This window comes from Kocuria cellulosilytica, from assembly GCF_040981245.1.
Taxonomy (GTDB): Bacteria; Actinomycetota; Actinomycetes; order Actinomycetales; family Micrococcaceae; genus Kocuria; species Kocuria cellulosilytica.
The window spans coordinates 122488-136250 of record NZ_JAVFWZ010000004.1 but is presented as its reverse complement, the minus strand read 5'-3'; the positions used below and the strand labels follow the sequence as shown (position 1 = coordinate 136250).

Here is a 13763-nt window from a genome sequence, read left to right as displayed (position 1 = left end):
CGCCCCGCACCTCGGCGCGGAGTGTGTCGGCCCGGCCGGTGGACGGGCTCAGGCCTCGGCGGCGGTCCGGGCCAGCGCCGCGGCGGTCCCGGTGACCCGGGCGAGGACGTCGCGCAGCTCGGCGGGACCCAGCGCGTCGAGCTCCTCGCGCGGGGTGATCCGGACCCGGTCGAGGGCGGCGGCCGGCAGGCCGAGGTCCCGCCACACGGACCACACGTCCGTCGCCAGGGCCCGGGCCCCGGTCCGGCCCGGGGGCACGGGGACGAGCCCGAGCCACAGCTGCAGGCCCTCCTCGACGAGCGCGGCGAGCGGCTCCCACTCGTGCGCCGTGCCGGCGGGGGCCGGCACGTGCACGGCGTCCGCTCCGGTCTCCCGGGCCAGCCGGGGATCGGTCCCGGGGGGCAGCCGCAGGGCGACGGCGGCGGCGCCGGCCTCCCGGCAGGCCTCGACCACGGCCGTCAGCGACGTCCGCGCCTCCGCCGCGGGGACCGCCCGCAGGGTCCGGTAGCCGCTCATCGTCGGCAGGCTGCCCGCGAGCACCCGGGCGAGCTCGGGCTCGTCCAGCTGGACGAGGACGTCCCGGCCGGGGGCCGCGGCACGCACGGCCCGGACGTGCTCGAGCACGCCCGAGGCCAGGGAGTCCGCGAGGTCGCGGCGGGCGCCGTGGTCCTTGAGCGCCCGCTCCCCCGCGTGCAGGTGGAGCCGGGCGGCCAGGCTGAGCGGGCCGACCAGCTGTGTCTTGACCGGTGCGTCGTCGGGACCGCTCTCGGCGCCGATCACGTCGGCGAGCACGTTGACGTCCCCGGCCAGCAGCGCCCGGGCCGCCCGGGAGTCCTTGCCGGGGACCCCGGACACGCGCAGCCCGTGCGGCTGCCGGTCCGCGTGGAGCCCGTCGAGCACCGCGGCCGTGCGGGCGACGGGATCGGCGGCCGCGCCCCGGGCCGGCAGGAGGGGCAGGAAGGAGATGTGGGGCGCCCCGAGCTCCCCGCGCAGCAGCGTGACGGACTCGACGACGTCCGTGCCCGGCATCGCGCCGAGGGCCGTGCCCACGACGCCGGGGACGTCGGGGTCGGTGCGCCGGGAGGGGGCTGTGGCGTGCTGCGTCACGAGGGGTCGTCGTCCTCCCGCCGGTGGTCCTCGGAGAGGGCCACGTGGTGGCGGATGACCTCGCTGATGATGAAGTTCAGGAACTTCTCCGCGAACTCGGGGTCGAGCTGCGCGGAGGCCGCGAGCGCCCGGAGACGCTCGATCTGGGCCGACTCGCGGTCCGGGTCGCCGGCGGGCAGGCCGTGGGTGGCCTTGAGGACGCCGACGCGCTGGGTGGCCTTGAACCGCTCGGCGAGCAGGTGCACCAGCGCCGCGTCGATGTTGTCGATGGTGCCGCGGATGGACCGCAGCTCGGCGAGCACGCGGGGGTCGGCCCGGCCCTGCAGCGAGGACGCGTGGGCGTCGAAGTCCTGGTGGGCCCGGACGTCGGCGGAGGCGTGGGGGTGCGGTGCGCTCATGCCGGCCAGTCTATCGGGCGGGATCGGCCCGGCCGACGACGTCGGGGCGGGCCAGCGAGTGGGCGCGGTCCACCGTGGCCTGGCCGAGGACCCGGGTGCCCTGGTAGAGCACGACCGACTGGCCGGGGGCCACGCCGCGCATCGGCTCCTCGAGGCGGACCACGAGCTCCGGCACCGGGTCCCCGCCGGGCCCCTCGACGAGCTCGAGGCGGGCCCGCGCCGGGACGGGGTCCCCGTGCGCCCGGACCTGGGCGAGGACGGGGAACGGGGCCGACGCCGTCCCGGCCGCGGTCCCGGGGCGCAGCAGCGGCGCGGCCTCGGGCACGGGCGCCCCGGCCCAGGAGGGGCGGATCCCGCGCAGCTCGTCGACCGCCAGCATCTCCTGGGGGCCCACGACGACCTCGTTGGTCCTCGGCCGGATCTCCAGGACGAAGCGCGGCTTGCCGTCGGGGGCCGGGGTGCCGATCCGGAGGCCCTTGCGCTGGCCCACGGTGAACGCGTTGGCGCCGGGGTGGGTGCCGACCACGTGGCCCGCCACGTCCTTGATCTCGCCCTCGGTCATCTCGATCCGCTCCGCGAGCCAGCCGCGGGTGTCGCCGTCGGGGATGAAGCAGATGTCGTGGGAGTCGGGCTTGCTCGCCACGGACAGCCCGCGGCGGGCCGCCTCGGCCCGCACCTCGGCCTTGGACGGGGTCTCGGCCAGCGGGAGCAGCACGTGCTCGAGCTGCTCGGCGGTGAGCACGCCGAGGACGTAGGACTGGTCCTTCGCCCAGTCCGCGGCGCGGTGCAGCTCCCGGCGGCCGTCGGGGTCCTCGACCACCTTCGCGTAGTGGCCGGTGCACACCGCGTCGAAGCCGAGGGCGAGGGCCTTCTCCAGGAGGGCCGCGAACTTGATCTTCTCGTTGCAGCGCAGGCACGGGTTGGGCGTGCGCCCGGCCGCGTACTCCGCCACGAAGTCGTCGACGACGTCGGCCTGGAACCGCTCGGAGAAGTCCCACACGTAGTACGGGATGCCGAGGACGTCGGCGGCGCGCCACGCGTCCCGGGAGTCCTCGATCGTGCAGCAGCCCCGGGAGCCGGTGCGCAGGGTCCCGGGCGTGCGGGAGAGCGCGAGGTGGACGCCCGTCACGTCGTGGCCGGCGTCGACGGCGCGGGCCGCCGCCACGGCCGAGTCGACGCCGCCGCTCATGGCTGCCAGTACTCGCACGGTGAGATCGTCTCCAGGGGTCGGGGTTCGGGGTCCGTGTCGTCAACGGGGCGCGGCGGGCCGGTATTCCCCGCGGCGGCGGGCGGGCCTCCCCGGTCCCCGGCGGGCCGGGCTCAGGCCGGTGCCGCCCCGGAGAGCCCGGCGAGCAGCGCCCGCCGGTGCACCTCGGGCAGGGCGGCGAGCAGGGCGTCGACGTCGGCGGCGGTGCTGGTGCGGCCCAGGCTGAAGCGCTGCGCGCCGCGCGCGGTGGCCTCGTCCAGGCCCATGGCCAGCAGCACGGACGATGCGCGGGGCACCCCCGCGTGGCACGCCGAGCCGGTGGAGGAGGCGATCCCGGCGGCGTCCAGCAGGAACAGCAGGGAGTCGCCCTCGCAGCCGGGGAAGGTGAAGTGGGCGTTGCCGGGCAGCCGGGTCCCCGCGTGCTCCGGGTCCTCGGGCCCGCGCAGGACGGCGTCCGGCACGATCCGGCGCACGCCCGCCACCAGCCGGTCGCGCAGCCCGGCGAGCCGCTCCGCCTCGGCCTGCCGCTCCGCGGCGGCCTCCCGCGCCGCCACGCCGAACCCGGCGAGCGCGGCGGCGTCGAGGGTGCCCGAGCGCACCGTGCGCTCCTGGCCGCCCCCGTGCTGGACGGGTGCCAGCCCCACGGTGCGCCCGGCCACGAGGGCCCCGGCGCCCACGGGACCGCCCAGCTTGTGGGCCGAGACGGCCAGCGTGGTGAGCCCGGGCAGGTGCGCGTCGACGGGCAGGGAGCCGAAGGCCTGCACGGCGTCGCAGTGGAAGGGGACCCCGAACTCCTCGGCGAGCGCGGCGAGCTCGGCGACGGGCTGGACGGTGCCCACCTCGTTGTTCGCCCACATCACGGTCAGCAGCGCGGCGGCGCCGGGGTCCCGGGCCAGCTCCTCGCGCACCGCGGCCGGATCCACCCGGCCGGCGGCGTCGACGGGGAGGAGCACGGGCTCGGCGCCCTCGTGCTCGGCCAGCCACTCCACGGTCTCGGCGACCGCGGCGTGCTCCACCGAGGAGACGAGGATCCGCCGGCGCCGCGGGTCGGCCGCCCGGCGGTGCCGGTACAGGCCCTGCACGGCCAGGTTGTCGGCCTCGGTGCCCCCGGAGGTGAAGATCACCTCGACGGGGTCCGCGCCGAGGGCCGCGGCGACGTCGTCGCGGGCCTGCTCGACGACCGTGCGCGCCGACCGCCCGGCCCGGTGCAGCGAGGAGGGATTGCCGCCGCGGGCCAGCTGCTCGGTGACCGCGGCGAGCGCGGAGGACCGGAGGGGCGCGGTGGCGGCGTGGTCGAGGTAGACGGGACGGTGCGGCACGCCGTCCAGTCTAGGACGCCGGGACGGTCGCCGGGCCGGCGTCCGTAGACTGGCGGGCATGCTCCGCATCCTCTTCCACACCCCCGAAATCCCGGGCAACACCGGCAACGCGATCCGTCTGGCCGCGGTCACCGGGGCCGAGCTGCACCTGGTGGAGCCCCTGGGCTTCGACTTCGGCTCCGCGCACCTGCGCCGGGCCGGCCTCGACTACCACGACCTCGCCGTGCTGACCGTCCACCCGGACCTGGAGGCCGCGTGGGCGGCCCTGGCCCCGGAGCGGGTGTTCGCCTTCACCACGGACGGGGAGCTGGCGCACACCGACGTGGCCTACCGTCCCGGCGACGTGCTGCTGTTCGGGCCCGAGTCGGTGGGCCTGCCCGCGGCGGTGAAGACGGACCCGCACGTCACCGCGCGGGTCCGCATCCCCATGCTGCCGGCCCGCCGGTCGCTGAACCTGGCGAACTCGGCGTCCATCGCCGTCTACGAGGCCTGGCGCCAGCTGGGCTTCGCGGGCGCCGCCGGCTGAGCGGCCGGGCCGGGGCCCGCGCCCGGGCCGCTCACCGCTGATCGGCGGCGTCCCCGACCGTCACCTCGACCGTGCGCTCCTCGCCGTCCCGCACGAACGTCATCGACCCGGTGCCCCCGGCGGGCAGCTCGCGCACGGCCGCCGTCAGGGAGCTCGCGTCCTGGATGCGGTGGCCGTTGAACCGTGTGATGACGTCGTCCACCTCCAGCCCGGCGTCGTCGGCCGGTGAGCCGGGCACGACCTGCTGCACCGCGGCGCCGTCGGAGAAGGCCTGGCTCCGGCCGCCCCCGCCCGGAGCGGGGCTCACGCTGGTGCCGAGGTAGCCGTGCGTGGCCCGGCCGTTGTTGATGATCTCCTCGGCCACCCGCTTCGCGGTGTCCACCGGGATCGAGAAGCCCACGCCGATGTTGCCGGCCTCCGTGCCGGAGCCGGCCGAGGCGATGGCCACGTTGATCCCGATGACCTCGCCGTCCGTGCCGATCAGCGGCCCGCCCGAGTTGCCGGGGTTGATGGCGGCGTCGGTCTGGATCACGTTGAGGTACACCGACGGCGAGGAGCCCTGGGAGCGGCCGCCGGGGCCGCCGTTCTCGTCGGGGAGGTCGAAGAAGAAGTCGTTGCCGTTGCCGCGCTCCTCGCTCTCCCCCTCGGGCGGTGTGTTCGGCGCGGCGGAGGAGGCCACCGTGATGGTGCGGTCGAGGGTGGAGACGATCCCGTCGGTGACCGTGCCCGCGAGGCCCAGCGGCGCCCCGATGGCGATGGCCGTGTCGCCCACGTTCACGTCGTCCAGGGAGCCCAGGGTGGCCGGGGTCAGCCCCGGGGCGTCGACCTTGAGGACCGCGAGGTCGGACAGCGGGTCGGTGCCGACCACCTCGGCCGGCAGCACCCGGCCGTCGTCGAGCTGCACCTCGATGGCGGGGCTGCTCGTGGTGCCGTCGAGGGTCACCACGTGCGTGTTGGTGAGGACGTGCCCCACGTCGTCGATGATCACCCCGGAGCCGGAGCCGTTCTGGCCGCCGCCGGACGCGGAGATCGTGACCACGGACGGGGAGGCCTTCACCGCGGCCGCGGTCACCGCGTTCACCTCGTCCTGGTCGTTGACGATGATCGAGCTGGTCGTCGACCCGCCCGCGGCCGGCACCGTGCCGCCGTCGTCCAGGAGGGCGTCCGTCCCCACGGCCGCCCCCGCCCCGACCAGCGCGGCCAGGACCATGCCCGTGACCAGTGAGCCCCCCGAGAAGCGGCGCCGCCGGCCGTCCCGACCACCGTCGCCGTTGCCGCCGGCGTTCCCCCACGGCTGCCGGCCGGAGGGGTCCCCGGCGCCCTGCCACGCGCCCGGGAAGGGACCGGCGTCCCGCCCGTCGCGCGCCCCGTAGACCGGGGGCGCGTCCTGCTCGGCCCCGGCCCACGGGTCGTGGGCCGGGCGGCCGGTGACCGGGGGCAGGGGCTGGGTGAGCTGCGGGTCGGCACCGGAACGGGGGTCGCGGGGCTCGGACATGGGCGGTCTCCTCCTGGGAACGGACGGGCCCGGCGGCCCCGGAGCGGACGGGGCGGCGCGGGCGGCTCTGCTCCCCAGTATCCATGTCCGCACTGAGACGACGCTGAGAGCACTGACCGCTTCCCGGACGCCGGCCGTGGGTGCGCCCCGTGCCCGCCGGGAGGTCATCAGCCGCCTTCCGGTTTCGCCCTGCGCGTAGGCCCGGTGCCGTTCCGCCCGCCGGGGCGCCCCCGTCCTAGAATCGGGAGCACCGACCACGTGAGGGAGATCATGCACTGGCGCCCCATTGCCCGCCGGACCGTCGCCGGCTGCGGTCTGACGCTCGCCCTGCTCGCGCCCGCCGGGGCGGCCGCCGCCCAGCCGCCCGTGGACGTGCCCCCGGGCGAGCGGATCGTCGACGAGGCCGGGGTCCTGGAGGACCCCTCGGCGCTGGCCGCCGACGTGCGCGAGCTCGCCACCCAGGAGGGCATCACCCTGACCGCGGTGTTCGTCGACTCCTTCACCGACCCCTCGGACCCCGACGCGTGGCTGCAGGAGTTCGCCGCGGTCAACGACCTCGGCAGCTCGGACGCGGTGCTGGTCGTGGCCACGGAGGACCGGCAGCAGCGGTTCTCCGCGTACTCGACCGGGCCCCTGAGCACCGAGCAGCAGGAGCGCATCAACCGGCAGTACATCACGCCGGCGCTCGCGGCCGACGACTGGGACGGCGCGGTCGAGGGCGCGGTCGAGGGCATCGAGGCGGAGCTCGCCGGCGCCCCCGCCGGGGCCGCGGACAGCTCCGACGGCGGCGGCGCGGGCTTCGGCCTGCTCGGCCTCGGAGCGCTCGGCCTGGGCGGGCTCGCCGTCTACGGCATGGCCGCCCGCAACAAGAAGCGCCGGCAGCAGGAGTCCGCCCCGCACGGCGGGCCCGGTGGCCGGGGCCCGGCGGGACCCGCCCGCCCGCCGGAGGTCCCGGTGCCGGAGCTCCGCAAGCGGGCCGGCGAGCTCCTCGTGGCCACCGACAACGCCATCCAGCACTCCGAGCAGGAGCTGGCCTTCGCCCAGCTGCAGTACGGGGACGAGCAGGTCGAGCCGTTCCGCCGCGCCGTCCAGGACGCCAAGAAGCACATGCAGGCCTCGTTCGCCCTCCAGCAGCAGCTCGAGGACCACATCCCGGACACCGAGGAGCAGCAGCGGGCCTGGCTCGGCGAGATCATCGCCCGCTCCCAGGACGCCCAGCGCCCCCTCCAGGAGCACCAGGAGGCCTTCAGCGCGCTGCGCCGGCTGGAGTCCCGCGCCCCGCAGGCCCTCGAGGACGTCCGGCGCCACGCGGAGGCGGTGCGCCCCCGCGTCGCCACGGCCGACGCCCGGCTGCGGGAGCTGACCGCCCACTACAACGAGACGGCCGTCGCCCCGGTCCGGGACAACATCGACCAGGCCCGGGACCGGCTCGACTTCGTGGACACCGCCCTCGAGGAGGCCCGCACCGACCTCGCCGCGGGCCGCACGAGCGACGCCGTGCTGGACATCCGCGCCGCCGAGGAGGGGGCGGGACAGGCCGGCGGGCTGCTCGACGCCGTGGAGCACGCGGCCACCGAGCTCGCCCACGCCGAGGAGTCCCTCAAGGACGCCGTGACCATCGCCCAGCGCGACGTCGCCGAGGCGGACGCCCTCGTCCGGCGCGGCTCCAACCCGGAGCTCGCGGGCGCGGTGGCCGGCGTCAGTGCCGTCCTGCGGACCGTCGAGGAGCAGATGGGCGCGGGACGGATCGATCCCCTCGGCCTGAGCCGGCGCCTCGCGGTGGCCAAGGACGAGCTCGACAAGGGGCTCGCCTCGGTGCGCTCCCAGAACGACCGGGACCGCTCCGCGCGGGAGACCCTCGCGCACACCCTCGTGTCCGCGCAGGCCCAGCTGAGCTCGGCGAGCGAGTACATCTGGGCCCGCCGCGGCGGGGTCGGCCCCGAGGCGCGCACCCGCCTCGCGGAGGCCGAGCGCTGCCTCGAGGCCGCCCAGCAGGCCCGGAGGTCGGACCCCTCCGAGGCGCTGACCTACGCCAACGAGGCCGTCCGGCTCGCCGGCGAGGCCCAGTACATCGCCCAGCGGGACGTCGACTCCTTCTCCTACGGCGGTTTCGGCGCGCCCGTGGGGATGGGCGGCCACCGCGGCCGCTCCAACAGCGGCCTGGGCGGCGCGATGCTGGGAGGCATCCTCCTCGGCTCGATCCTCAACGGCGGCGGAGGCGGTTTCGGCGGCGGGGGCGGCGGCTTCGGCGGCAGCTTCGGCGGCGGCTTCGGCGGCGGCGGGGGCGGCTTCGGCGGCGGCGGGGGCGGCTTCGGCGGCGGCATCGGGGGCAGCTTCTGACCCCGGAACCCGGCCGCCGACCGCCGGCCGCCCCGGCACGGTCCGCCGCTCCCCGACCCGTCCACCTGTCCGCCCCACGATCCCTGTCCCGCCCACCGTCCCGGGAGGTCCTCCCGGGAAGCACCACAGGAGAGAAGGAACCATGATCAAGCAGTCCATCTTCGGCCGCATCGCCCAGCTCGCGAAGGCCAACATCAACGCCATGATCGACGCCGCCGAGGACCCGCAGCTCATGCTGGACCAGATGGTGCGCGACTACACCGAGAACATCCGGGAGGCCGAGGCCGCCGTCGCGCAGACCATCGGCAGCCTGCGCCTGCTCGAGCAGGACCACGCGGAGGACGTGCGCGAGGCCCAGGAGTGGGGCAACAAGGCCCTGGCCGCCTCGAACCGGGCCGAGGAGTACCGCGGGGCCGGCAAGGCCGCCGAGGCCCAGAAGTTCGACAACCTCGCCAAGGTCGCCCTCCAGCGACAGATCCAGTACGAGACGGAGGCCCGCGGCGCCGAGCCGCAGATCCAGTCCCAGACCGAGGTCGTGGAGAAGCTCAAGGACGGGCTCAACAGGATGCGGGGCAAGCTGCAGGAGCTGTCCAACAAGCGGGACGAGCTCAACGCCCGGCAGAAGACGGTGCAGGCGCAGTCGCAGGTCCAGGACGCGCTGAAGGCCTTCGACGTGCTCGACCCGACGAGCGAGGTGTCGCGGTTCGAGGACAAGATCCGGCGCGAGGAGGCCCGCGTGCTGGGCCAGCAGGAGCTCGCCGCGTCCTCCCTGGACGCGCAGTTCGAGTCCCTCGAGTCCCTCGGCCAGCAGTCGGAGATCGAGGCCCGCCTCGCGGCCCTGAAGTCCCGCAACGCCGAGCGGATCGTCTCCTCCGAAGAGGTCTGACGGGAGTCCCGCACCGGGAGCGCGCACGGAGCCCCCACGGCCGCGGCCGTGGGGGCTCCTTCCGGCCCGGGAGCCCGGGCACGGCGAAGGCCCCCGGACCGTGGTGGTCCGGGGGCCTTCTCTGGTTGCGGGGGCAAGATTTGAACTTGCGACCTCTGGGTTATGAGCCCAGCGAGCTACCGAACTGCTCCACCCCGCGGCGACATGTATGACTATACGTGCCGCGGGGCGGACCCGCAAATCGGCTACCCGGCGGGCTGCTCCGCCGGCTCCCCGGCCGGTTCCTCGGGGGCCAGGGCCCCCTCGGCCTCGGGCGCGACGACGCCGTCCGCCTCGAGCGCCCGCTCGATGGCGTCCTGGAGCCGCTGCTGGGCCTCCCCGTAGGAGGTCCAGTCGCCCTCCTGCAGGGCCTCCTCGGACTCCTGGATCGCCTGGTTGGCGTCGCCGAGGGCGTCCTCGAGGCTGCCGCCGCCGGCCGGGGCTCCCGCCCCGCCCTCGCCGTCCCCGTCGGGGCTCCCGGCCTCGGCGTCGTCCACGCCCGCGCCGGAGGACGTCTGGGCGCCGGAGTCGCCCTGGAAGACCTCGTCGAGAGCCTCCTCGAGGGTGGGCGCGAAGCCCACCTCCTCGCCGAAGCCGACGAGCACGCGCCGCAGCGTCGGGTACGCGGCGTCGCCCGAGGACTGGACGTAGACGGGCTGGACGTAGAGCATGCCGCCGCCCGCCGGCAGGGTGAGCAGGTTGCCGTTGATGACCTCGGAGGCGCCCTGGCGGAGCAGGTTCAGCTCGGTCGAGACGTCCGTGTCCGAGTTGAAGAGGTTCTGCGCCTGGCCCGGTCCGGGCACCACGGAGGACCGCGGCAGCTCGAGCAGGCGCAGCGTGCCGTACTCGTCGCTCTTGACCCCGTCCTCGCCGGTCCCGGCGTCGGAGTTGGCGGACAGGTACCCGTACATCACGTTGCGCGTGTTGCCCGTCTCCGACTGCTGCGGGATGAAGGAGGTGGTGAGCGAGAAGTTGGCCTCGTCCTCACCGGGCATCCGCATCGAGAGGTAGTACGGGGGCAGGGCCACGTCGGTGTCCTGGGTCGGGTCGTTGGGCACGGACCAGACGTCGTCGCTGGCGTAGAAGCTGTTCGCGTCGGTGACGTGGTAGCGGTTGAGCAGCTCCCGCTGGACCTTGAACATGTCCTGCGGGTAGCGCACGTGCGCCATGAGCTCCGCGGACATCTCGGAGTACGGCTGGAGCGTGTTCGGGAAGACGTTCTGCCACGCCTTCAGCACCGGGTCCTGGTCGTCCCACGCGTACAGGTTCACGGTGCCGTCGTAGGCGTTGACCGTGGCCTTGACCGAGTTGCGGATGTAGTTGACCCGCTCCGGGGGCAGGGTCGCCGCCGCCCCCTGGGCGGTCTGCGTGTCCTGGGTGGCCTCCTGGAGCACCGACGGCGTCGAGTACGGGTAGGCGTCCGAGGTGGTGTAGGCGTCCACGATCCACTGCACCTGGCCGTCGATGATGGCCGGGTACGGGGCGCCGTCGACGGTGAGGTACGGGGCGACCTTCTCGATGCGCTCGCGCGGGTCCCGGTCGTAGAGGATCTGCGACTCCGGGCGCACGGCGTCCGAGAGGAGCATGTCCGAGGACTGGAACTTGATCGAGTAGGCCAGGCGGTTGAAGAAGTTGCCGATGCTGGGCCCGCCGTCGCCGGCGAACGTCGTCTTGGCGTCCCCCTCCTGGTCGCCGGCCGTCTGCGGGCGGTCGAGCTCGAGGGGCTCGTCGCCCTCCGCGCCGCCGACGATGGAGTACATCGGGGAGTTCTCCCCGAAGTAGATGCGCGGCTCGTAGTCGTCCGAGATCACGCCCCGGGACGGGATGCCGGCCTGCATGAACTGCGGCTTGCCGTCGACCTCGACCCGGTTGCCGTAGGCGGCGACCACGCCGTAGCCGTGGGTGTAGACCACGTGCTGGTTGAACCACCCCTGGTTCTGGTCGGGGTTCAGCTCACGCGTGGCGATCACGGTGTCCTGGATCTCGCCGTCGATCTCGTAGCGGTCCACGTTGAGGGTGTCCGGGAACTGGTAGTAGGGGCGGAACTGCTGCAGCTGGGAGAACGCGGCGGAGACCACGTTCGGGTCCAGCAGGCGGATGTTCGAGGTCGTCTCGGTGTCCTGGCGCAGGGCGCCCTGCTCGGTCTCCGTGGTGGCGTCGTACGGCATGACCTCGGCCGAGTCCAGCCCGTAGGCCGAGCGGGTGAGGTCGATGTTGCGCTGGATGTACTGGTTCTCCAGCGCCTGCTCCGTGGGCGTGACCTGGAAGCGCTGGACGATCCATGGGTAGATCCCGCCGGCCACCACCGCGACCACGAGCAGCATGGCGGTGCCGATGACCGGCAGCCGCCAGCGGCCGATGAACGAGGCCACCACGAACAGGATCGCCACGATCAGGGCGGCCGCCGCGAGGATCGCCTTGGTGGGGATCACGGCGTTGACGTCGGTGTACAGCGCGCCCGTCCACGACCCGGACGAGGACTGCAGCGTGGAGTACCGGTCCAGCCAGAAGTTCGCGGCCTGGAGCAGCAGGAACAGCGCGGCCAGCACCCCCAGGTGCACGCGCGAGGCGCGGGTGGTGCTGAGCCCCCGCTCGGTGATCCGGATGCCGCCGTAGACGTAGTGCATCAGGATCCCCGCCACACCGGCGAGCAGGATCGCCGAGACGAGGAAGCCGATGAGGAAGCGCAGGAACGGGAGGGTGAAGACGTAGAAGCCGAGGTCGAGGCCGAACTGCGGGTCCTCCTGGCCGAACGGCTCCTGGTTGAGGAACAGCAGCACCGTGTCCCACTGGGTCATCGCCGTGCTCGCCGCGAAGAGCCCGAAGAGCACGGGGACGACCACCATGACGATCTTGCGGACCGGCTCCAGGGCCTCCTGGTAGCGGCGCAGGTTGTCGTCCACGATGGACTCGGCCGTGATCGGCCGGTGCCGGTAGGCGAGGAAGAGGCTGGCGAACATCAGCGCCGCCACGAGCACGGCCGCGATCACGAAGATCACGATCTTCGTGACGTTCTCCGTGACGAAGACGCTGAGGTAGCCCAGCTGGTCGTACCACAGGACGTCCGTGTAGAGCTGCGTCAGTCCCACGAAGGCGGCCACGAGGACCAGGACGACCACGACCGTCGGCCACAGCGCACCCCGTTTCCGCCGCTGTCCTGCTGGCTGCTGCCTCGGTGGTCGGGGGGCTGTTGGTCCGGCGGTCACTGGTTACCTCTGCAATCGGCGTCGTTCGTCAGGTGTGGTGCGTGAAGTCGTGGGGTGCGGGGTGCGTCGGGGAGGAACGCCGCCGGCGGGTCGCCGGGGCACCCCGTCCATTCTGCCCGCGGGCTTCTCGGGGGTGCAATCGTGCACGCGGCGGCCGTCATCGGGCCGCGCACGACGGCAGCGCCGAGAGGTCCCCGCCGTCCCCGGCGGCCTCGGCCGCGGCCACGGCGTCGTCGAGGGTGCGCACGGACACGACCGTCAGGCCCTCCGGGACGTGGCCCTGCGCCTCGGCGCAGTTGCCCTCGGGGGCGAGGAAGACCTCTGCCCCGGCCGCCGCGGCCCCCTCGAGCTTCTGCCGGATGCCACCGATGGGCCCCACCTCCCCGTCCGGGGTGATGGTGCCGGTGCCGGCCACGTGCCGGTCCCCGGCGATCGACCCCGGGGTCAGCTCGTCGACGATCCCCAGGGCGAGCATCAGCCCGGCGCTGGGCCCGCCGACCTCGTCCAGCTCGAAGGCCACGTCGATCGGGAAGTCGTAGGCGGGCAGGAGGTACACGCCGAGCTGCCAGTTCCCGGACGCCTCGTCGCGCACGGTGTCCACCTCGACCTCGCGCGGGGACCCGGAGCGCTCGACCTGCAGGGTGACGCCCCGCTCTCCCGCCGCGTCGAGGGCCGACTTCAGGGACGGCAGGGAGGTGACGGGGTCACCGTCCACGCCGCGCAGGACGTCGCCGTGCTCGAGCACCCCCTCCGCCGGGCCGCCCGGCACGGTCCCCTGCACCGAGAGCCGCGTGTCGAAGTCCTCGCCCAGGTGCGTCAGCGCCGCCGCGACCGAGTCCTCCTGCGAGGTGCTCATCGCCGCCATGCTGTACTGGGCGGCCTCCTCGTCGGTGACGTCCCGGGGATAGAGGGTGTCGGCCGGCACGACGGACGCGGACGGGTCAAGCCAGGACCCGAGGACGGTGAGCACGTTGACGCTCTTGTCGGGTCCGCCGGTGACGTAGACCGTGGTCAGGTCCAGGACGGACTCGCTCGGATACGTCGGGGCGCCGGAGACGCCCAGCAGCTGCCGGCCGTCGTGCTCCCCCACCGTGTTGAACGTGGGGCCCGGCGCCTCGATCACGAACGGCGCGGGCAGCACCGTCCCGGCCAGCAGCAGCCCCGCGGACCCCAGCAGCGCCCAGGACTCGAGGCCTCGGCGGCGCTGGGCTCGGAGCGGGCGGGGGGATGCGGTCACGGG

General features: G+C 74.6%; 10 protein-coding genes and 1 tRNA gene. 3 read left to right on the top strand and 8 right to left on the bottom strand.

All coding sequences use genetic code 11. The annotated features are described in order from the left end of the window. Positions 1-48: 48 nt before the first annotated feature. From RCG67_RS08180 to RCG67_RS08165, 4 genes are all read right to left on the bottom strand, one after another. A complete protein-coding gene (locus tag RCG67_RS08180; RefSeq protein WP_368825667.1) occupies positions 49-1107 on the bottom strand; it encodes a uroporphyrinogen decarboxylase/cobalamine-independent methonine synthase family protein in 1059 nt (352 codons plus the stop codon). Next, positions 1104-1505: a chorismate mutase gene (locus tag RCG67_RS08175; RefSeq protein ID WP_058874791.1), complete on the bottom strand. Its 402-nt coding sequence runs from the start codon at positions 1503-1505 to the stop codon at positions 1104-1106. The genes RCG67_RS08180 and RCG67_RS08175 overlap by 4 nt, the downstream gene beginning before the upstream one ends. A gap of 10 nt (positions 1506-1515) precedes the next feature. After that, on the bottom strand, positions 1516-2712 hold the full coding sequence (gene mnmA / locus RCG67_RS08170) for a tRNA 2-thiouridine(34) synthase MnmA (RefSeq protein ID WP_368825666.1): 1197 nt from the start codon (positions 2710-2712) through the stop codon (positions 1516-1518). A gap of 113 nt (positions 2713-2825) precedes the next feature. Then, the gene (locus tag RCG67_RS08165; protein ID WP_368825665.1) at positions 2826-4031 is read right to left on the bottom strand and encodes a cysteine desulfurase family protein; all 1206 of its coding nucleotides are present in this window, start codon (positions 4029-4031) and stop codon (positions 2826-2828) included. 58 nt (positions 4032-4089) lie between these two features. Between RCG67_RS08165 and RCG67_RS08160 the strand changes: the two genes are divergently transcribed. Next, the gene (locus RCG67_RS08160; protein ID WP_368825664.1) at positions 4090-4557 is read left to right on the top strand and encodes a tRNA (cytidine(34)-2'-O)-methyltransferase; all 468 of its coding nucleotides are present in this window, start codon (positions 4090-4092) and stop codon (positions 4555-4557) included. A 31-nt stretch (positions 4558-4588) separates the two neighbouring features. Here the strand turns inward: RCG67_RS08160 and RCG67_RS08155 are convergent, their stop codons facing one another. Then, positions 4589-6052 (bottom strand): S1C family serine protease, encoded by a 1464-nt coding sequence (locus tag RCG67_RS08155; protein WP_368825663.1) that lies wholly within the window; start codon positions 6050-6052, stop codon positions 4589-4591. Positions 6053-6322: 270 nt separating this feature from the next. Between RCG67_RS08155 and RCG67_RS08150 the strand changes: the two genes are divergently transcribed. Together RCG67_RS08150 and RCG67_RS08145 are read left to right on the top strand one after the other, a co-directional pair. Beyond that, complete coding sequence (locus RCG67_RS08150) at positions 6323-8392, top strand: TPM domain-containing protein (protein WP_368825662.1); 2070 nt, start codon at positions 6323-6325, stop codon at positions 8390-8392. A 142-nt stretch (positions 8393-8534) separates the two neighbouring features. Then, entirely contained in the window at positions 8535-9278 is a 744-nt protein-coding gene (locus RCG67_RS08145) for a PspA/IM30 family protein (protein ID WP_368825661.1), read from the top strand. 122 nt (positions 9279-9400) lie between these two features. Here RCG67_RS08145 and RCG67_RS08140 read toward each other — a convergent pair. The 3 genes from RCG67_RS08140 to RCG67_RS08130 all read right to left on the bottom strand — a co-directional run bounded on the left by RCG67_RS08140 (position 9401) and on the right by RCG67_RS08130 (position 13760). Next, positions 9401-9477 (bottom strand) — tRNA-Met (locus RCG67_RS08140). 46 nt (positions 9478-9523) lie between these two features. Continuing rightward, positions 9524-12523 carry a UPF0182 family membrane protein gene (locus RCG67_RS08135; RefSeq protein WP_368825660.1) on the bottom strand — a complete coding sequence of 1000 codons (3000 nt, stop codon included), beginning with the start codon at positions 12521-12523 and terminating at the stop codon, positions 9524-9526. 157 nt (positions 12524-12680) lie between these two features. Beyond that, positions 12681-13760, bottom strand: coding sequence for a YlbL family protein (locus RCG67_RS08130; RefSeq protein ID WP_368825659.1), 1080 nt, complete (start codon positions 13758-13760; stop codon positions 12681-12683). Positions 13761-13763 lie beyond the last annotated feature (3 nt).

Bases quoted from the DNA above. Each gene is read 5' to 3' on its own strand.
- RCG67_RS08145 (WP_368825661.1), top strand. From the start codon at position 8,535: ATGATCAAGCAGTCCATCTTCGGCCGCATCGCCCAGCTCGCGAAGGCC.
- RCG67_RS08155 (WP_368825663.1), bottom strand. From the start codon at position 6,052: ATGTCCGAGCCCCGCGACCCCCGTTCCGGTGCCGACCCGCAGCTCACC.
- RCG67_RS08150 (WP_368825662.1), top strand. From the start codon at position 6,323: ATGCACTGGCGCCCCATTGCCCGCCGGACCGTCGCCGGCTGCGGTCTG.
- RCG67_RS08160 (WP_368825664.1), top strand. From the start codon at position 4,090: ATGCTCCGCATCCTCTTCCACACCCCCGAAATCCCGGGCAACACCGGC.
- RCG67_RS08175 (WP_058874791.1), bottom strand. From the start codon at position 1,505: ATGAGCGCACCGCACCCCCACGCCTCCGCCGACGTCCGGGCCCACCAG.